This window comes from Empedobacter sp. GD03739, from assembly GCF_029843245.1.
Lineage (GTDB): Bacteria > Bacteroidota > Bacteroidia > Flavobacteriales > Weeksellaceae > Empedobacter > Empedobacter falsenii_B.
Genome location: NZ_JAOCHX010000037.1, coordinates 1 through 19,852, shown reverse-complemented (window position 1 = coordinate 19,852; position 19,852 = coordinate 1). Strand labels below are relative to the sequence as shown.

General features: G+C 31.6%; 15 protein-coding genes and 1 tRNA gene. 8 read left to right on the top strand and 8 right to left on the bottom strand.

Annotation, left to right across the window (positions count from 1 at the left end):
• Positions 1-141 precede the first annotated feature (141 nt).
• The 3 genes from N5E64_RS11870 to N5E64_RS11860 are packed head-to-tail and all read left to right on the top strand — an operon-like array spanning position 142 to position 6,067.
• Positions 142-3,222 carry a type I restriction endonuclease subunit R gene (locus N5E64_RS11870; protein ID WP_280037700.1) on the top strand — a complete coding sequence of 1,027 codons (3,081 nt, stop codon included), beginning with the start codon at positions 142-144 and terminating at the stop codon, positions 3,220-3,222.
• 3 nt (positions 3,223-3,225) lie between these two features.
• Complete coding sequence (locus N5E64_RS11865) at positions 3,226-4,842, top strand: class I SAM-dependent DNA methyltransferase (protein ID WP_280037699.1); 1,617 nt, start codon at positions 3,226-3,228, stop codon at positions 4,840-4,842.
• Entirely contained in the window at positions 4,835-6,067 is a 1,233-nt protein-coding gene (locus tag N5E64_RS11860; protein ID WP_280037698.1) for a restriction endonuclease subunit S, read from the top strand. The genes N5E64_RS11865 and N5E64_RS11860 overlap by 8 nt, the downstream gene beginning before the upstream one ends.
• Here the strand turns inward: N5E64_RS11860 and N5E64_RS11855 are convergent.
• Both N5E64_RS11855 and xerA read right to left on the bottom strand, forming a co-directional pair.
• Entirely contained in the window at positions 6,049-6,600 is a 552-nt protein-coding gene (locus tag N5E64_RS11855; RefSeq protein ID WP_280037697.1) for a restriction endonuclease subunit S, read from the bottom strand. The genes N5E64_RS11860 and N5E64_RS11855 overlap by 19 nt on opposite strands.
• Positions 6,601-7,593, bottom strand: coding sequence for a site-specific tyrosine recombinase/integron integrase (xerA, locus tag N5E64_RS11850; RefSeq protein WP_280037696.1), 993 nt, complete (start codon positions 7,591-7,593; stop codon positions 6,601-6,603).
• A gap of 20 nt (positions 7,594-7,613) precedes the next feature.
• On the opposite strand from xerA, the gene N5E64_RS11845 reads away from it, so the two are divergent.
• From N5E64_RS11845 to N5E64_RS11835, 3 genes are all read left to right on the top strand, one after another.
• Positions 7,614-8,387, top strand: coding sequence for a restriction endonuclease subunit S (locus N5E64_RS11845; protein ID WP_280037695.1), 774 nt, complete (start codon positions 7,614-7,616; stop codon positions 8,385-8,387).
• A 154-nt stretch (positions 8,388-8,541) separates the two neighbouring features.
• Positions 8,542-8,847: a helix-turn-helix transcriptional regulator gene (locus N5E64_RS11840; RefSeq protein WP_280037694.1), complete on the top strand. Its 306-nt coding sequence runs from the start codon at positions 8,542-8,544 to the stop codon at positions 8,845-8,847.
• Positions 8,844-10,070 carry a type II toxin-antitoxin system HipA family toxin gene (locus N5E64_RS11835; protein WP_280037693.1) on the top strand — a complete coding sequence of 409 codons (1,227 nt, stop codon included), beginning with the start codon at positions 8,844-8,846 and terminating at the stop codon, positions 10,068-10,070. Before N5E64_RS11840 ends, N5E64_RS11835 begins: the two co-directional genes overlap by 4 nt.
• A 173-nt stretch (positions 10,071-10,243) precedes the next feature.
• On the opposite strand, the gene N5E64_RS11830 is transcribed toward N5E64_RS11835, so the two are convergent.
• From N5E64_RS11830 to N5E64_RS11820, 3 genes are all read right to left on the bottom strand, one after another.
• Positions 10,244-10,555, bottom strand: coding sequence for a helix-turn-helix domain-containing protein (locus N5E64_RS11830; protein WP_280037692.1), 312 nt, complete (start codon positions 10,553-10,555; stop codon positions 10,244-10,246).
• 150 nt (positions 10,556-10,705) lie between these two features.
• Positions 10,706-10,786 (bottom strand) — tRNA-Leu (locus tag N5E64_RS11825).
• A gap of 60 nt (positions 10,787-10,846) precedes the next feature.
• Complete coding sequence (locus N5E64_RS11820) at positions 10,847-11,629, bottom strand: MBL fold metallo-hydrolase (protein ID WP_219034245.1); 783 nt, start codon at positions 11,627-11,629, stop codon at positions 10,847-10,849.
• A gap of 42 nt (positions 11,630-11,671) precedes the next feature.
• On the opposite strand from N5E64_RS11820, the gene N5E64_RS11815 reads away from it, so the two are divergent.
• Positions 11,672-13,114, top strand: a complete 1,443-nt coding sequence (locus tag N5E64_RS11815) for a TonB-dependent receptor (protein ID WP_125350665.1) — start codon at positions 11,672-11,674, stop codon at positions 13,112-13,114.
• 252 nt (positions 13,115-13,366) lie between these two features.
• Here the strand turns inward: N5E64_RS11815 and N5E64_RS11810 are convergent, their stop codons facing one another.
• The 3 genes from N5E64_RS11810 to scpA form a co-directional block, all read right to left on the bottom strand.
• Entirely contained in the window at positions 13,367-16,108 is a 2,742-nt protein-coding gene (locus N5E64_RS11810; protein WP_280037691.1) for an outer membrane beta-barrel protein, read from the bottom strand.
• Between the two features lie 59 nt (positions 16,109-16,167).
• Complete coding sequence (locus N5E64_RS11805; RefSeq protein ID WP_038334805.1) at positions 16,168-16,677, bottom strand: hypothetical protein; 510 nt, start codon at positions 16,675-16,677, stop codon at positions 16,168-16,170.
• 76 nt (positions 16,678-16,753) lie between these two features.
• Positions 16,754-18,886 (bottom strand): methylmalonyl-CoA mutase, encoded by a 2,133-nt coding sequence (gene scpA / locus N5E64_RS11800; protein WP_125350662.1) that lies wholly within the window; start codon positions 18,884-18,886, stop codon positions 16,754-16,756.
• Between the two features lie 173 nt (positions 18,887-19,059).
• Between scpA and N5E64_RS11795 the strand changes: the two genes are divergently transcribed.
• The coding region (locus tag N5E64_RS11795; protein ID WP_280037690.1) for a hypothetical protein at positions 19,060-19,852 on the top strand (793 nt) is incomplete at its 3' end.

The following is a 19,852-nucleotide window of genomic DNA, read 5'->3' as shown; positions in this document are numbered from 1 at the left end:
ACAGTCTTACGAGCTGGTTTTCAGTATAGTATTAAGATCTATATATCACGTATTGAAATTTTAAAGTCGAACACTTTTGTGGTATGGTAATTTTCGAGTACTTCTTTTTGGTATATTTACAATTACTATTAAGACTAACGAATGAAATTCAACGAAGATTCACGAGTGAAAATTCCTGCCCTTTTGCACTTGATGCGATTAGGCTATCAATATATACCACAAAACAAACAAGATCGATTAGAAGAGAATAATATATTTCCAGATATTTTCATTCCGAAAATTGCAACGATTAACGAAATTACTGAAGAAGAAGCGAAACGAGTTTTAGATGAAATTAACTTAGAGTTGGATTACGAAGATCTTGGGAAGAAATTCTACGAACGTTTAACTGCAACTTCAGGAATTAAATTAATAGACTTCACAAACTTCAACAACAATGATTTTCATATCACCACAGAGTTAACATACAAAGCTGGTGATGAAGAGTTCCGCCCAGATATTGCGGTTTTAATTAACGGAATGCCTTTGTCTTTTATTGAGGTAAAAAAACCTCATAACAAAGAAGGGGTTATTGCGGAACGAAATAGAATTGAAACACGATTTAAAAATAAACATTTCCGTCGATTTGTAAACATCTCTCAATTGTTGGTATTTTCTAATAATATGGAATATGAAGACGGAATTGTAGAACCTATTTTCGGAGCTTATTATGGCACTACAAACTATGGAAGTGTTTCGTTCAATTACTTTAGAGAAGATTTGGATTATCCAGTTCAACAAAGGTTAATTGCACTCTCTGATGAACAGGAAAATAAAATTCTGAAAGATAACAATCTAAGCGTCATCAAACATAGTCCAGAGTTTATTACCAACAAAGGCGAAAACACACCAACAAACCGAATTCTAACTTCTTTATTTAGCAAAGAACGTTTGGCTTTTATACTTCAATTTTCAATTACGTATGTGGAGGATGAAGATGAAAATACAGGTAAAATATCTTACCAAAAACACATCATGCGTTATCCACAGATTTTTGCTACAAAAGCCATTGTTGCAAAGTTAGAAGCAGGACAAAACAAAGGAATCATTTGGCATACCCAAGGTTCTGGTAAAACAGCGTTGGCGTATTACAATGTAAAACATTTGACGCATTATTTTGCGAAGAAACAAATCATTCCGAAGTTCTATTTTATTGTAGATCGTATCGATTTACTAATTCAGGCTTCGAGTGAATTTGCGAATCGTGGATTAAAGGTAAACACGGTTAATTCTAAATCGGAATTCACCAAAGATTTACAAACTGTTGGAGCTATCCACAATGATAGCGGTGTTCCTGAAATTACGGTGGTTAATATTCAGAAATTTTCGGAAGATGCGACAGTTATTCAAAATTTAGAGTACGACATCAATATTCAACGAGTGTATTTCTTAGATGAAGCGCACCGTTCCTACAATCCGAAAGGTAATTATTTAGCGAATCTGATTAATTCAGATAGAAACGCTATCAAAATTGCTTTAACGGGAACGCCTTTGTTGAAAGAAGTCGCTAAAGATTATGATTCCAAATTATTATTTGGAAATTATATTCATAAGTATTACTACAATATGTCCATCGCCGATGGCTATACGTTGCGTTTGATTCGTGAGCAAATTGAAGGACAGTTTAAGATGCAGATGAAGTCTGTAATGGATGAAATTAAACTCCTAAAAGGCGATATTTCTACCAAAGAGATTTACAAACATCCGAAGTTTGCAGCACCACTTTTAGAGTATATCGCTAATGATTTAATTCAGTTTAAAAAAGTTCAACGTGATCATAGTTTAGGTGGAATGGTGGTTTGTGATTCCGCCGATCAAGCCAAAGAATTGTTCCGTTTGTTTGAAGAAAAATACGGTAAACAAGAAATTGATGCGAGTATTTTGATGGCAGCAGAACCAACGGAAAAATATGGTAATACCGAAACGCCAAAATTGACGGCAGCTTTAATTTTACACGATGAAAACGACAAAACAATACGCAAAGATCTCATCAAAGCTTATAAAAAAGGTCATGTAGATGTGTTATTTGTGTACAATATGTTACTGACAGGTTTTGATGCAAAACGCTTGAAGAAACTATATTTGGCTCGTGTTATTCAGGATCATAACTTATTGCAAACACTTACCAGAGTCAATCGTCCGTACAAAGATTATCGTTACGGATATGTGGTTGATTTTGCTGACATTTCTAAAGCTTTTGATCGTACCAATAAATTATATTTCGATGAATTACAAGAGCAATTGGGTGATGAAATGGAGATGTATTCTCATTTGTTCAAATCAGAAGAAGAGATCAAACAAGAGATAGATGAGATACAAGAAATTCTCTTTCAATATGACACCAAAAACAGAGAATTATTTTCACAACAAATTGCTCAAATTAGCGATAAACAGGAATTATTAAAATTAGTCAAAGCATTACGCACTGCCAAAGAATTAAAAAATCTTATTGCATTAAATAATTATGAAGCTTTAGCAGAGATAACCGATTTTAATTTATTAAATCGATTGTTAATTGAATCTCAGAGTCGATTAGATAATCTGAATACTTTAGAAAACATTGGAAATGAATCAGAAAATAGAAATATCCTCAATATAGCATTAGAAGATATCATTTTTCAATTTGTAAAAGTTGATGAAAGCGAATTGGTGTTGGCAGACGAATTCAAAGATATTTTGCGTAAAGCTCGTGAGTCTCTTTTTATAAATTTTGATTCTAAAGATCCCGAATTTGTATCTTTGCACGAAGAACTAAAACGTCTTTTCAATAAAAAAAACCTTAACGAGATATCACAAGAAGAGATGATTGCTAATAAACATTTGTTAGAAAAAATCTATAACGAAGCAAAAGAACTCAATCGTAAAAATGCTCTATTGAAAGCAAAATATGATAACGACGAAAAATATGCCCGCATCCACAAACGTTTAACTGAAAAAGGAACGCTAAACGCTAAAGAAATACAGTTGCATCGTGCTCTAATGAAAGTAAAACAACAAGTAGATGATACCATTAGTACACAAGAAGATTTGCTACACAATGAGGCATTTTTTAATCGGTATCTCTTACAAATGGTAGTTCAAGAGTTTAAAAAGAATGAAAAGATTGAAATGGATCAAACTACCAAAAATAATATTAGCAGATTAATTGCGAATGAATATTTACAACAATATCAACAACGATAACAAATGACACACGATATAAAGTTCATCACGCATACAAAAGATTTAATTGATAATCTAAAAAGTGTATGCGCCAATTACGGATTGGGAAATGATGGAAACGAATTTAAGATTATCACCCAAGTATTTTTGTACAAATTCTTGAATGATAAATTTCGATATGCTGTAAAACAGGAAAAGCCAGAGTTGGCTGATGCTGAAAATTTTTCCACTGTATTAAAGGATTTTAGTGAGGACGATTATTCAGATTTAATTGACAGTTTAGATCCAAATATTCCTCGATTAAAACCAGAACATCTAATTTCGCATTTATTTGTGATACAAAACAGCGACGATTTCGCCAAAACATTTGACGATACATTACGTCAAATCTCCATAGAAAATGCAGATGTATTCTCTGTAAAATCTTTTTCTGGAGCCAAAGACACCTTATTTGACGAATTAACACAATTTATCTCAGATTCCTCTCAGCGTGATGCTTTTGCAAAAGCTTTAATCAATAAATTATTTGAGTTTTCTTTCGAGAAAATGTTCGAACAGAAATATGATTTCTTTGCTACAATTTTCGAATATTTAATCAAAGATTATAACACCGATTCTGGCGGAAAATATGCCGAATATTATACTCCGCATGCTGTGGCTCGTATTATGGCACAAATTCTCGTTCCAGAACCAGTAAAAGGTGTAAAATGTTATGATCCAAGTGCGGGATCGGGAACTTTACTGATGAGTTTGGCGCATCAAATTGGAGAGAAAAACTGCACCATTTATTCAGAGGATATCTCTCAGAAATCCAGCAATATGTTACGTCTGAATTTGGTATTGAATAATTTAACACATTCTATTCCAAACATTATCAAAACTAATACAATTGCACAGCCAACATATTTAGATACAAAGTTCAATTATATTGTTTCTAACCCTCCTTTCAAATTAGATTTTTCTGATTTTAGAGAAGATTTAGAAAAAGATGCTTTCAAAAAACGATTCTTTGCAGGTATTCCTAATATTCCAAAATCAAAGAAGGAATCAATGGCGATTTACTTGCTGTTTATTCAACATATTATGCACAGTTTGTCTGATGATGGTCAAGCAGCAATTGTAGTACCAACTGGTTTTATTACCGCACAATCGGGTATTGAAAAGAAAATTCGTGAACGACTAATTACCAATGGTTGGTTACGTGGTGTTATATCTATGCCAAGTAATATATTTGCCAGCACTGGTACTAATGTTTCGGTTTTATTTCTGGATAAAAAAGCAGATAACGAACACATTATCTTGATGGATGCGTCAAAATTAGGCGAAACCATCAAAGAAGGTAAAAATCAACGTACAGTGCTAACACCAGAAGAAGAAGCAAAAATCGTAGAAACCTTCAATAAAAAAGAAGCGATTGAAGATTTGTCTGTTGTTGTGAATAAAACTGAAATTGAAGCTAAAAACTATTCGTTTTCTGCGGGACAATATTTTGAGGTGAAGATAGAATATGTAGACATAACACCCGAAGAATTCCAACAAAAAATGAACGATTTCGAAACTCGTTTACAAGCTCTTTTTACAGAAGGAAACGCTTTAGACCAAGAAATTCAGAAGCAATTAAAAGGGTTGAAGTATGAATAAAGTTAAATTATCCTCAATAACAGAAGTCTACACAGGTTTTCCTTTTAAAGGACAAAGATATTCCGATCATGGTATTAGAACTGTTCGCGGAGAAAATGTGACTGAAGGAAAATTACGTTGGGATACAACTAAATGTTGGAATGAATCATTTGAAGATAGTGAAAATTATTTATTATATGAAGATGATGTAGTTATCGGGATGGATGGATCGAAGGTTGGTAAAAATAAGGCTCGTATTCGTTCCAATGATCTGCCTCTCTTATTGGCTCAACGTGTCGCATGTATAAGAGCAAAAAAAGGAAATGATCAGGTTTTTATCTATTATCTCGTTAATAATCCTTTGTTTGAAAAGTATGTATTTTTAACGCAAACAGGTTCTTCTGTACCGCATATCAGTAAAAAGCAGATTGAAGATTATTTAGTTCCATCTTTTGATCTTCCTTCCCAACAAAAAATAGCAGCAGTATTATCGGCTTTGGATGATAAAATTGACCTAAATAATCAACTAAATGATAATTTAGAACAGATGGCAAAAACGATCTATGATTATTGGTTCGTACAATTTGAATTTCCAAATGCCGACGGGAAGCCTTACAAATCAAGTGGTGGCACGATGGTATACAACGAAATTTTGAAAAGAGAAATCCCTGAAGATTGGGAGGTGAAGAAGTTAGGGAAAGTTCTTAAAACTCATTTAGGAGGTACACCATCTACTAAAAATGAAAAGTTTTGGAATGGAAATATTCCTTGGATGAATTCAGGTGAAGTTGCAAATTTTCCTTTAATATCAACTGAACAAAATATCACAGAAGAGGCAATAAAGAATTCATCTACAAAATTCTTAAAAAAAGGCAGTGTACTATTGTCGATTACAAGACACTTAAGAGTAAATGTTTTAGGTATAGATGCTTGTATTAATCAATCAATTGCGGGTATAGAAGAAAATGAATTATTCAATAATTCTTACATATTTTTTTCTGTATTTAATGACATTGATAGACTGATGAAGTTAAGAACAGGTGCACAGCAGCCCCATATTAATAAAGAAATTGTTGATGAATCTCCTTTTTTAATTCCTAATGTAAATGTTCTTAATGAATACTATAAAGTTGCGAAGTCAAATATTGATAGAATAATTTTAAATTCAAACCAAAACCAAGAACTTGCTCAGTTACGCGATTGGTTATTACCAATGCTGATGAATGGTCAGGTAAAAGTAGAATAAACGTTTGGTAAATTATCATTTAGTTGATTATTTAAAGATATTTTATTGTCGATAGCCGTAAGGATATCGGCAATTTTCTTTTGGATTGATAAATTAGGAAAAATCACTAAAAAATTTTCCAATGCAGCTTTTGAAATTTCTTTAAAAGTTGTACCAGTCCCAAGATTTTCCAAATCTATAATTTTGGTTTTTAAATAGTAATAAAGAAATTCATTATTTAAAATTTCTTCATTTACAACTAAGTTCTTAAATCCTTGATTAGTTACTAATTCTTGTTTTGCAATCGACAAAAGACCAATTGGTGCACGGCTTGATAATAAAACAGTTCCTCTGGGAAGTAAGTTTGACTTTACTTGTTTCAATCCTTCTTTTGTAATATTTCTTTCTCCTTTTAGTATATATTTTTTATTTTGTATAGATAAATCTTTAGGAGTAATCCATATTATATCTCCTCCATAGTATTCTTGATTAGATGTTGAAGGTGTAGAACCATTGTATATAGTGCATAAATTTTTAAGGATCTCTTTTTTCATTTAACTTATATATTTTCGGTGAGATATTTTCACATTAGTTTGCTGTACTTGCGCATAATTCATAGTTGTATCAATTTTTACATGACCCAATAATTTCTGAACTTGCTCTATAGGCATTCCTTTATCAATTGCTACTGTAGCTAAAGTTCTTCTAAATTTATGCGGATGCACTTTTCTTATATTACATTTTTCGCCCAATTTCCGCACAATATTTTCGATACCAGCAATCGATAATCTTTTATATGTTTTATTCAACGACACCAATAATGCGATGTTGTTATCTTTTCTCAATTTTAGATATTCTATCAAATGTAATTTGGTGCGCGCATCAAAATAGACTTCCCTTTCCTTATTACCTTTTCCAGTTACTATACAAGAACGTTCATTAAAATTGATGTCTTCTCGATTAATTTTAACCAATTCACCAACACGAATTCCAGTAGAATAAAGCAATTCTATGATTGATAAATCTCTTATTGAGCTACAATTGTCACGTAAAATTTCTATTTCTTCATCAGACAAAGTTTCTTTCACTGTCTTTGCAGTTCTAATTTTATTTATTCTTCGCACAGGCGATTTCAGAATATAATCTTCATCTTCTAACCAAGAAAAAAAACTGGAAAAAATTCTCCTAATATTATCAATCGTCACTTGGCTCGATTTATTTTTAGCTTGATATTCTGATAAATAAAAGCGAAGATCGTTTGTCGAAATATCAATTATCTTTTTATTAATCTTTTTTAATAAAGATTCTATTGTTGCTAAATAATATTTTAACGACTTTTCAGAACAACCTTCAACTTTCTTCGATGAAATAAAATAATGGACTAATTCTTCATTATTTTCTTCAACAGTTTTAACCTTAACATTTTCTTTCTCAATCAATAAACCTTGAAAATTATTATTAATAACCTTCTCAAGAAGAATCATTTGCTGAAAATTAAGCTCAGATTTCATATTCTCCAAAATATTGTGTTTGACTAATTCTTTCATAATTTTTATTATTAAATCTTATGAATCTATTCAAACAGCTTACCAGCTCTATCAATCGACCAAATTATAAACTAAATGATAATTTAGAACAGATGGCAAAAACGATCTATGATTATTGGTTCGTACAATTTGAATTTCCAAATGCCAACGGGAAGCCATACAAATCAAGTGGTGGCACGATGGTATACAACGAAACTTTGAAAAGAGAAATCCCTGAAGGTTGGGAGGTGAAAAATATTCTTGAATTTGCAAATTTAATTGGAGGTGGAACTCCAAGTAAAAATGAAAAAAGTTTTTGGAATGGTACTATTCCATTCTTTACACCAAGTGATGCGAACAATTCAATTTTCTGCATTAAAACATTAGAATATATTACAGAATCTGGCTTAAAAAATAGTAGTACTAAGTTTTTTGATGAAGGAACAATATTTCTTACTGCGAGAGGATCAGTTGGTAAGGTAATGATTAATTCTTTTAAGATGGCGATGAACCAATCATGTTATGCTTTACAATCCAAAACTAATGAACATATATTTTTATATTATACTACTCTTAGTATGATTGGCTATTTACATGCTAAATCTAGTGGTTCCATTTTTAACGCAATTGTAACTAATGATATTAAGTTTACACCTGTACTAATTTCTAAACAGGAGATAATCGAAAAATTCGAAAAAAAAGTTTCATCACTTTTTGTAAGATTAGAAATTAATCTACATCAAAACCAAGAACTTGCTCAGTTACGCGATTGGTTATTACCAATGCTGATGAATGGTCAGGTAAAAGTAGAATAAACGTTTGGTAAATTATCATTTATCTGACAAATAATATGTTACTTTAATAATTAATCATAAAAATAAATATATCCAAATCACTTATAATAAATTAGTATATTTGTAATACAATAATGTTATTTAATTTAAATAAACTTATATAATTACTCTTATTATGTTATTTATATCTCTTTCTAAGATACAAAATAAATTGGTACAAAATGTACGAGATCGCAGAGTACAAATGAATCTTACCCAAGAAGGTTTGGCAGAAAGATCTGGCGTACCATTATCTACGCTCCGTAAGTTTGAACAAAAAGGTACAATTTCATTAGAATCTTTCCTAAAAATATTATCTGTAGTAGGAGGTTTGGAAGAAATGGTGGAAATTTTAAAACTAAACAAACCCGATTTCAAATCCATTGATGAGGTGATAAAATCAAATGAGGTTCAAACAAAAAAAAGAGGTCATAAAAAATGAAAACAGCTATTAAAGATATAAAAGTCAGTTTGAATTTCGGTTCTGAAATTTTACCAGTTGGGAAATTAGCAATTCAAAATAATACGATTTATTTTCAGTATAATGACGATTTTCTTCAACGTAATTTAGAAATTTCTCCTATAAAACTTCCTTTACAAAGTGGCGTAATAGAATTACCCAATCATCCATTTGAAGGCTTGGCAGGAGTTTTTAACGATAGTTTACCTGATGGTTGGGGAAGATTACTTTTTGATCGTAAGCTTCGATCTGAAGGAATTTCACCAACTGAAATCACAGTACTTGATCGATTAGCAAATGTAGGTTTTAATGGTATGGGAGCATTGATTTATGAACCAGATCAAAGTCCAGAAATCAGTGATGAGATTATAAATTTAGATCTTTTAGCCACACAAACTGAAGAAGTTTTGGAAGGTAATTCAGATGATATCATTTCTGAACTTTTAGCTCTAAATGGCTCATCTGCTGGCGCAAGACCTAAAGCATTGATTGGTATTGATACCCATAGAAAAAATATTTCTCATGGTACAAATAATTTAAAAGATGGTTTTGAGCATTGGTTAGTAAAATTTCCGAATTCACAAGACAGTAAAGATTCTGGTGCGATAGAATACGTTTACGCATTAATGGCTAAAGATGCAGGAATAGAGATGCCTGAAGTTCATTTGTTTTCATCACAAAAGGGAAATGGTTATTTTGCGATAAAAAGATTTGATAGAGATAAAAATAAACGACTTCACATGCATACTGTTAGTGGATTGGTTCATAGTAATTTTAGATTACCATCTCATGATTATGAAGACTTACTATCATTAACAAGTGTTTTAACTAAAGATATCCGAGAGGTTGAAAAAATGTTCCGTTTAGCTGTTTTTAATGTTTTGGCTCACAACCGAGATGATCACGGAAAGAATTTTTCTTTTTTAATGGACGAATTTGGTGAATGGAAATTATCACCAGCTTATGATCTTACTTTCTCTAACGGTCCTGGTGGAGAACAAAGCACAATGGTTATGGGAGAAGGGAAAAATATCAAAATCGATCATTTAAAAAAATTAGGATTAAATGCAAAATTGCCGCAAAAGTTTATTGATACAGTTATTGATCAAACAAAATTTGCTCTCAATCAATGGGAAAGTCTATCAAAAATGTATGAAATTAATCCAATAAATATTGAAATGATTAATAAAAAGATACACAAATGACTGAAAAAGCAGGTTCGATGAACCTGCTTAATTTTTTATAAAATTTATTAATGCTGAATTGTTGTCTAGGAAGAGAAAAAGATATAATTGCTGTAAGTGATTTTAAATTGGTAAAGACAAATCACGGCTTGGTTCATAATATAAATATTAAAATACTTATTAATCTCCATTATTTATAATTTTTGATTAAATAATGAATGAACCTCTTCTTTGATGAAATACAATTCTCTCTTATACTTACGTTTTGTCAACGTACCATCTTTACACCAGTTATAAATACACCTTACCGTCTTATTAAACAATATAGCGACCTCTTTGGTTGTATAATGATTATTAGGATCAAAAACATTTTCATCACTACTATCAACAACACTAAATTTACCTGTGTTATTATTAGCATCCATCAAATTCTGAATTGCTTTATCAACAACTCGGAAAATTAATTTTTCGAGAACATCTTTCTCGATAACAACTAATTCCTGCATAATATAATTTTAAAATTATATCTTTACATTAGTTTCATATTATTTCATGACACATGAAAAACACATGACAATGGTAATAAATATGGTAATTTATTATTTTACCATATAACAAAAAAGGTTGAAAATCAAATAATTAACAACCTTTTATAGTACTCGGAGTGGGAATCGAACCCACACTCCAAAGGAACACGAGTTTGAGTCGTGCGCGTCTACCAATTCCGCCATCCGAGCCTTTATGGACTGCAAATATAATGTTAGTTTATTTATTTTTCCAACTATTTTTTAAACTTTTTACAGAATTATTTCTAACGTATCGTAAGCCAAATGTTTACCTTTTGGTAATTTTTCCTCTACTTCATCATGAAATCCCAAATGATGCGAAATATGTGTAAAATATGTCTGCTTTGCGCCTATTAAATCCGAGTATCGTATTGCTTCATCTAATAATATATGCGAAAAATGTTCTTGTTCTACTCGCAGCGCACTAATGATTAAAACTTCTACTCCTCGTAATTTTTCAAGAGATTCTGTTGGAATCGTTTTTACATCCGTCAAATAAGCAATTTTATCATCAATTAAATATCCCAAAATAGGCAAGGGTCCGTGTAGAACTTTAATTGGTTCAATCGTAAATCCAGCAACCGAAAATTTTTCATCTTCTATAACATTCTCTATTACCGTTGGTACTCCAGGATATTTATGTTCAGCAAACATATATGGAAAACGATTATGTAATTCATCCAACACGCGTTTCAAACCATAGACATTCATATCCTCTCCAGATTTAAAAACAAGCGGGCGAATATCATCCAATCCTAAAACATGGTCATTATGCTCATGTGTATATAATATTCCATCTAACCTTTGCGCATTATAACGCAACATTTGTTGTCTAAAATCTGGTCCACTATCTATCGTAATAATCTTTCCATCCTTTTCTAACAACAAAGAAGAACGCAAACGTTTATCTTTTTGATTTGTTGACAAACATACCGGATGATCGCTACCAATAATCGGAATTCCTTGTGAAGTCCCTGTTCCTAAAAAATGTATTTTTATATTTGATTTAGCCATAATGATTTGGTAAATTTACCACAAACTATTTGAAATTAAAATATGGCATTAGAACAAGTTCTTACTCCTAAACAAAAAGCTTTAGAGATCAATTTGAATCCGAAAATATACGGTTCTTTTGCAGAAATTGGAGCAGGTCAAGAAACCGTTCGTTTTTTTTATCGCGCAGGTGCTGCTTCGGGTACTGTTGCAAAAGCGATGAGTGCTTATGACAAAGAAATGTCCGATTCTATATATGGTGTAGAAGAAAATCGTCGTTATGTGACACAAGCTCGCCTTAAAAAAATGTTGGATCATGAGATGGAATTGATGAAAGAGCGTCTAGTCCACGATCACTACAAAGAAAAAGCATTTTTCACCTACGCAAATACGGTAACAACAATTGATTATTCAAAGAAAAATGAAGGTCAAGGTTGGATAGGTTTACGTTTCAAGTTAAATGCAGAAGATGAAAAAGCAAACGAGATTATTTTTCATGTAAAATTCAAAGAAAATACGGCTCAATTGCAACAAGAAACTTTAGGTGTTTTGGGTGTTAATTTGATTTATGGCGCTTATTATTACTACGATAATCCCCGAAAATTAATAAAATCTTTATACGATACGTTGGATAAAGATCAATTAGAAATTGACATGATTAATTTCCGTGGACCACAATTCAAATATGTTGATAATCGATTGATGTCACTTCAGTTGGTTAAAAACGGAATGACGGATGTTGCGGTTTTCAATCCACAAGGAAAAAATATTTTACCTGCCGATTTATTATACAAAAAAAATATCTTCGCTGTTCGTGGCTCTTTCCGTCCTTTTATGAATGTAAATATGGATATGTTCAAAGGTGGTTTAGAAATTTTCAAACAAGAAGATGATGTTAGAACAGATAATACCGAAATTTTATTTGAGATTACGCTTTCTAACTTGATTGCTTCTGGTTTTGAAGGCGAATTGAATGAACGAGATTTTTTAGATCGCGCTGATATTATTGGTAGTTTAGGTTACAATGTTATCATTTCTAACTTTTCTGAATATTATAAATTAGTTGATTATTTCTCGAAATTTACTCGAAATCAAACCAAAGTTGGTTTAGCGATGGGTGTTAATAATTTGGTCGAAATTTTCAATGAGCAATATTATGCCGATTTACCTGGCGGAATTATGGAAGCTTTCGGAAAATTATTCAAGAAAAATGTAAAAGTTTATTTGTATCCATATTTAGACAAAGAAAAAGATATTTTGTTGACGTCGAAAAATCTACAAGTAAGTGATAGCGTGCACGAATTGTACAAATATTTCTTGTATAATGGAAGAATTCAAGATATTTTGAATTACAACAGAAGTTATTTAGATTCTTATTCGCGTCGAATTTTAGAAAAAATTGCAAATGCTGAGCAAGATTGGGAAAATGAATGTCCAGAAGGTGTTGCAGACATGATCAAAGATCGTGGAATGTTTGGCTATAAATTGAAATATATTTTAGAATAAATTATTCGTAATATCAATCTGAATTCGTTTCATTCTCATCATAAACAATATGTGATGTTGAAATAAATTCAACATGACAAACCAAAACCAACGAAAGGAAGAGTAATTTCGATATCAGAATTTGATAAAACTGAGAATGAATATTATCAAAAAATACAAGAAAATATCAACAAAAAAACAGGAGTTGATAAAGATGATTAACAAAAAAACGGCTCAATTTTGAGCCGTTTTTTTGTTATTTTACTACTGCATTTACATTCTTCGCATTCCACCGCTTTCTCTTGGTCGGTCTCCATCTTCACCTTTTGTAGATTTTCCACCAAACTGATTTAAGTTGAATGTTAACGAGAACATCACAAAACGAGTCAGAATATTATTGCGTTGATCGATTGTTGATTCTGCTGTAATTGTACGCGTATAACTGTTATTTTGATTCAATAAATCGTAAACTTTAACACCAGCTTCCAATTTATCATCGAAGAAACGATACATCAAACTTGTATTCCACAAAAAGAAATCACGCTTGAAACCTGCTGCCATTCTCGAGTTATAATTGTAACTGAAATCATTTGTCCAAGTCAAATTTTTAGGAAAAGTAGAAATAGTTTTAATTCCGAAATTGTGCGTAATATTATTTTGATTATCAATTGAGTAATTGACATATTTAGAATTTGTAAAGTTCAAACGATAAGAAGGTGAAATTGTCAAATAATCACCATAATCCCAATTTAATCTCAATGTAGGTGATAAAGTTGTATTATATTGCTCGTATTTTACCGCATCTCTAAAGCCTTGCGTTAAAGCATAACTCGCCGACATTCCTACATTTACCCTAAATTTATTGATACCTTTTTGATATTGTTTATTAAAGAAAAAGTTACCATTTAGACGATAATTTCCTTTTACATTTTCGTATGTTGTTGTTCGTTTATAAATCGAATAATCCATTTCGGTGTAATTAACAATATTTGATTCGTTGTACGTATAACCTAAGTTAGCATTAAATCCTTGACGAGTTTTACGATCAAAATTGCTAAACATCAAATTGATTCGATGTGCTTTATTGGGATCAAGATCTGGATTACCTTTGAAAACATCTAACGGATCAGTTTCGTCTAAAATTGGTAAAACTTGTGATGTCGAAGCCAAACTTGTCTGATAATTATACATTAAGGAAAGTGAGTTGTTTCCGTTTTGATAACGAATATTTCCCGAAATATCTGGTAAAGTTTTGTTTTGAGTTGAGCTGTAATCATCTGCTTTAAACGTTCCAAAATTTTGTTGATTGTAGATGTTTGCACCAAAACGAACTGTTGCCGAAATTTTATTTTTGTTCAATAATAATTGAGCATACGGATTAAATTCATTCAATTTGGTTGAATAAAAACGCGTCAAATCATTGTTCAAATTGTCATATTCTCCCGTTACATCATTATAATTCCACGTTCTATTATTGGTTTCAGAATCAGTTAAATTATAAGCAGAACCAACGGCGATTTTCAAAGAATCTGTAATTGGATACGTATATTTTACATCAAAATTGTATTGATTATTTTTCGAAATATTTTTCTCATTGATGTTTCTATAAATATCCGCAATAGAATCATTTGTATATAAAGTTGTCGAATTGATGAACGAATTTCGATCTGTTTTACCAATCGAAATACTTGAATTAAAGTCTAAATAAGATTTATTTTTGAATTTTTGATTAAGTGATAATAATGTATTAAATGTATTCGAGCTTGATTTTCCATTTGAAGTTTGATTCATTTGATTTCTCAAATCACCCAAATCTGAATATGTTTTACTATCCGAAATTGATGAATTTGTAGACGAAGAATTACTAAACGATGGATAAAAATAAATTTTTGTATTGTTTTTCGTCCATTCTAAATTTGTTCCAAAATTATGACCATACGTTTCACTTTTAGTTTTAGAATTCGCATCAGAAGTATAAATATTTTTTGGAGAAAAGTTTTCTACATGTTGATATTGATCGTTTTTCGTAAAGGAATGATTCAAACGATAATCAGCTCCAATTTTCAAATTATCAGTTAATTGATCGTTATAATTCAATCCAATTGAAGTATTTGTTATTACACCATCAGAACCTCTTCTTCCCATTCCACCACGACCACGCGAACCTTCACCGCTTGTCATTCCAGAAGCTGCAATATCTGTCGAAGAACCAATCAAACTAATTTTCTTTTTATCTTTAAAATAGTTCGCCATCAAATTGCCTTCGTAATGATTATCCGTTCCATAACCCGCTGTTGCTTTCAGCATATAACCTTTCTTTTTATCTTCTTTCAAGGTAATATTTAGCGAAGACTTATCCGATTTCGAACGTTCCCCAGAGAATTTTTCATTTTTCGTTTTATAATCCGAAACCTGAATTTTTTTGATAATATCTGCAGGTAAATTTTCTAACGCAACTTTTCCATCCGTTCCAAAAAATGGTTCACCATCAATCAAAATCTCATTAACATCTTTTCCATTTACCGTAATATTTCCGCTGTCATCCATCTCAAAACCTGGTAATTCTCTCAACAAAGCTTCCAAATTTGCATTCGGTTTTACTTTGTAAGAATCAGCATTATACTCGATTGTATCTTGTTTTACAACAATAGGTTCCACATTTGTTACCACAACCTCATCTAAATCATAAATCATCGGATTAATGATAATTGTTCCAAGATCAATATTGTTTTTGATGGATTCGAAACTTTGTTTGAAAACGCCTTCTAAAGGATCATCAATGATTAAATAAACAGGTTTATCTTGTAGATTAACTTCAATTTTGAACGTACCATCATCATTTGTAGATGTAGTAGAAATTTGTGCAGAATCGGCTTTGTTGCCTAAAATAACTTCAGAATCAGTTAAAGGAAAATTAAGCACATCCGTTACTTTTCCTGTAATTGTGACTTTTTCTTGTGCAAAAGAAAAAATTGTAATCAAACTAAAAAGAAATGATAGAATATATTTTGTCATGAGATGAATTGGTTTCTTCATCTGTTAGACATCAAATTTTGAGCAAAGTTTAATTTTGATTAAAGTTTTTTCCAACTTTTATCCGAAATTTTATTTAGATCAATTTCAGAAGTTGTGATAAAAAGAGGTGTAATTTCTACAATTCGCTTTACCTGAGTTGTTTTTAGGTTAGATTCAGGACAAAATGTTTCGATTAAAACAATTTTTTCTGAATCAGAAGAATTGGATTTATAAAGCGTTTTTTGAATTTTTTTATCAATTTTCCAATTTGTACAACTTCCAATACTATAATATTCGAAGGTTAGAAGTGGAAGAAATCCGAAGATAATTCCAAAGATAAATTTCATCACATTCATAAAACTCCATCCGTCTTTCTTTTTGATAGAAAGTAGAAAAAGTACATAAATACTAACTGCCGCAGCAAATGTTAAAAGCTTTGGAAATAGTTTCGCAAAATCATGATTCGCGAATTCTAAACTGATAAAATCTCCAATCAGAAAGTATCCAATAAACCATATAATAAAAATTGTACAGATGATTAAGATAATATTTCGAAGAGTTTTATTCATTTCGCTTTAAGGTTTGTGTGGTATAAATATAAAAATATTCCTGTCAATAGACAGGAATACTCATACTAAAATAGATTTATTTATAAGATTTCAATAAATTCTCTAAAATTTCGCAGGCACATTCCGCCAAGTTTGTCCCTGGACCAAAGATTGCATCTGCACCATTTTGATAAAGATAATCATAATCTTGACGCGGAATAACACCTCCGACTACGATATAAACATCGTCTCTACCTAATTCTTTCAATTGTTTTACAACTTCCGGAACCAACGTTTTGTGTCCTGCAGCCAAAGAAGAAATTCCTAAAATATGAACATCATTCTCTACAGCTTGTTTCGCAACTTCTGCTGGCGTCTGGAACAATGGAGAAATATCCACATCAAATCCCATATCCGCAAAAGAGGTTGCAACGACTTTCGCACCACGATCGTGACCATCTTGTCCCATTTTAGCTACCATAATACGAGGACGGCGTCCATCTTCTTCGGCAAACTCGTCAGCTAAATTACGAGCTTCCTCAAATTTATTCATTTTACCTGCTTCCATAGCATAAACTCCTTGAATTCCTCTTGTAATTGCTTTATGACGACCAAAAACAGCTTCTAATGCATCAGAAATTTCACCTAAAGTAACACGACGACGAGCCGCTTCGATAGATAATTCTAATAAATTTCCTTCGCCTGTTTCAGCAGCTTTTGTTAATTGTGCTAAAATATCTTTTACAGCTTCGCTGTTACGCTCCGCTTTAATTTGATTTAATCGATCAATTTGTTTTTGACGAACAGCAGTGTTGTCAACTTCTAAAATTTCGAACTCTTGTTGTTCTAATTTCGAGCGGTAAGCATTTACACCAACAATTGCGACTTCACCAGAGTCAATTTTGGCTTGTTTTTTTGCAGCAGCTTCTTCAATACGCATTTTTGGAATTCCAGCTTCTATGGCTTGCGTCATTCCACCTAATTCACGAACTTCTTGAATATATTCCCACGCTTGATTTGCCATTTCATTTGTCAAAGATTCAATCATAAAGCTTCCTCCAAAAGGATCAGCCGTTCTACAAATTTGAGTTTCCTCTTGTAAAATGATTTGTGTATTACGTGCAATACGAGCCGAGAAATCTGTTGGCAAAGCAATTGCTTCGTCCAACGCATTGGTATGCAAAGACTGCGTTCCTCCTAAAGCAGCAGCTAACGCTTCTATCGCTGTACGACCAATATTGTTATAAGGTTCTTGCTCTGTTAAACTCCAACCAGAAGTCTGACAGTGCGTTCTCAACATTAATGATTTTTTATTTTGAGGCTCAAATTCTTGCATCAATTTTGCCCATAACATACGAGCAGCTCTCATTTTTGCAATTTCTTGAGGGAAATTCATTCCAATCGCCCAGAAAAATGATAAACGAGGAGCAAAATCATCAACTTTCAATCCTGCTTCCAAACCAGTTTTTACATATTCGTAACCATCTGCAAGGGTATAAGCCATTTCCAAAACAGGCGTAGCTCCAGCTTCTTGCATGTGATAACCCGAAATAGAAATCGAATTGAAGCGAGGAATTTTTTGAGAAGTATATTCGAAAATATCTGCAATAATTTTCATTGAAGGAGTTGGCGGATAAATGTATGTATTACGCACCATGAACTCTTTCAAAATATCATTCTGAATTGTACCAGAAAGTTGATCTTGCGAAACACCTTGCTCTTCTGCAGCTACAATGTAAAAAGCTAAAATAGGAAGAACAGCTCCGTTCATTGTCATCGAAACCGAAATTTTATCCAATGGAATTTCATTGAACAAAATCTTCATATCTTCTACAGAATCTATCGCAACGCCAGCTTTACCTACATCTCCTACAACACGTTCATGATCTGAGTCGTAACCGCGGTGAGTAGCCAAATCAAAGGCAACAGAAAGCCCTTTCTGACCAGCAGCTAAATTTCTTTTATAAAAAGCATTCGATTCTTCTGCAGTAGAAAAACCTGCATATTGGCGAATTGTCCAAGGTTGACGAACATACATTGTCGTATAAGGACCGCGTAAATATGGGGCAACTCCGGGTAAAAAGTTAATCTGTTTCAGATTTTTTACATCATCGTAATTGTAATCACTTTTGACTTGTAAACTATCTAATTCAAATGACTCTATATGTGATGGATTAGAATTTAGATTTCGTTTAAATCTTAAATTCGAAAAATCTGTTTTGTGATTCATCTTGCTAAGATAAATAATTATCCATTAAATTTTATAAAATTACCAATTTTTGAAACTGCTTTTTTCAACTTTTTGTCAACAAAAGTTGAAAAAACATTTTAATCGAGTTTTTTGGTAAAATTATTGATTTAATTTGATTATCAGTAAATTAAAAACACACAAAAGTAATTATTATGAAGTTAGATTTTAACAATAAAAACATTCCAGAGATTTTAAGTGAATTTCAGGATAAAAATACCTTTCAATGGCAAAATGATATTTTTGATTTGATGAAAAAGATCGATTCAAAAGAAGAAAAAGTTAATTTTCATTATTCGAGAGAAGATAATGTTTATGTATCGAATTTTGATCCTCGATTTGTAAATGAAACGTTTCATTCGTTAAATAATTTTTTAGGATTGAAAAAAGGAGATTCTACACTTTTAAGTTCATCGGTTTTAGAAAATGAAGGAGAAATTTCATTGGTTCAAGCCATAGAAGGAGGTTTTGATTTGTATTGTCATGAAGATTCGGATAAAGTGAAGATTCCATTAACAGACGAAAGTCAAGACGAAATAGGATACGCATTAAATTATGCTTATTTGACAAAGAAACAGATTGAAAATTCTTTTGAAGATTTGGCAAGAATCGAAAAAATTGCAATCGAAAGTGATGATTTGTCAAATGATTTGAAAAGTAAATTGAATGATCAAACGAAAACAAGTTTTTATCAAGTTTTTACCGCGAATGGATTTCCAATTGCAGTAAAAAAAATAGATGAAACAGATTACACAGTTTTAGATAAAATAGAACTTTCGGAAGATGAAAAAGGTAATTTAGTCTTGAATTCGCCTTACGAAAAAGAATCACTAAATTTATATAGACAGGCTATTGTTTCGGATGATCAGAAAAAGTTTAGATGGATTTCTGGGAATGAGTGTAAGTTGAATGGATATCCTAACGAAAGTTCCAGAGTAAGAAAAGGTA

Bases quoted from the DNA above. Each gene is read 5' to 3' on its own strand.
- N5E64_RS11870 (WP_280037700.1), top strand. From the start codon at position 142: ATGAAATTCAACGAAGATTCACGAGTGAAAATTCCTGCCCTTTTGCAC.
- N5E64_RS11865 (WP_280037699.1), top strand. From the start codon at position 3,226: ATGACACACGATATAAAGTTCATCACGCATACAAAAGATTTAATTGAT.
- N5E64_RS11860 (WP_280037698.1), top strand. From the start codon at position 4,835: ATGAATAAAGTTAAATTATCCTCAATAACAGAAGTCTACACAGGTTTT.
- N5E64_RS11855 (WP_280037697.1), bottom strand. From the start codon at position 6,600: ATGAAAAAAGAGATCCTTAAAAATTTATGCACTATATACAATGGTTCT.
- xerA (WP_280037696.1), bottom strand. From the start codon at position 7,593: ATGAAAGAATTAGTCAAACACAATATTTTGGAGAATATGAAATCTGAG.
- N5E64_RS11845 (WP_280037695.1), top strand. From the start codon at position 7,614: ATGAATCTATTCAAACAGCTTACCAGCTCTATCAATCGACCAAATTAT.
- N5E64_RS11840 (WP_280037694.1), top strand. From the start codon at position 8,542: ATGTTATTTATATCTCTTTCTAAGATACAAAATAAATTGGTACAAAAT.
- N5E64_RS11835 (WP_280037693.1), top strand. From the start codon at position 8,844: ATGAAAACAGCTATTAAAGATATAAAAGTCAGTTTGAATTTCGGTTCT.
- N5E64_RS11830 (WP_280037692.1), bottom strand. From the start codon at position 10,555: ATGCAGGAATTAGTTGTTATCGAGAAAGATGTTCTCGAAAAATTAATT.
- N5E64_RS11820 (WP_219034245.1), bottom strand. From the start codon at position 11,629: ATGGCTAAATCAAATATAAAAATACATTTTTTAGGAACAGGGACTTCA.
- N5E64_RS11815 (WP_125350665.1), top strand. From the start codon at position 11,672: ATGGCATTAGAACAAGTTCTTACTCCTAAACAAAAAGCTTTAGAGATC.
- N5E64_RS11810 (WP_280037691.1), bottom strand. From the start codon at position 16,108: ATGACAAAATATATTCTATCATTTCTTTTTAGTTTGATTACAATTTTT.
- N5E64_RS11805 (WP_038334805.1), bottom strand. From the start codon at position 16,677: ATGAATAAAACTCTTCGAAATATTATCTTAATCATCTGTACAATTTTT.
- scpA (WP_125350662.1), bottom strand. From the start codon at position 18,886: ATGAATCACAAAACAGATTTTTCGAATTTAAGATTTAAACGAAATCTA.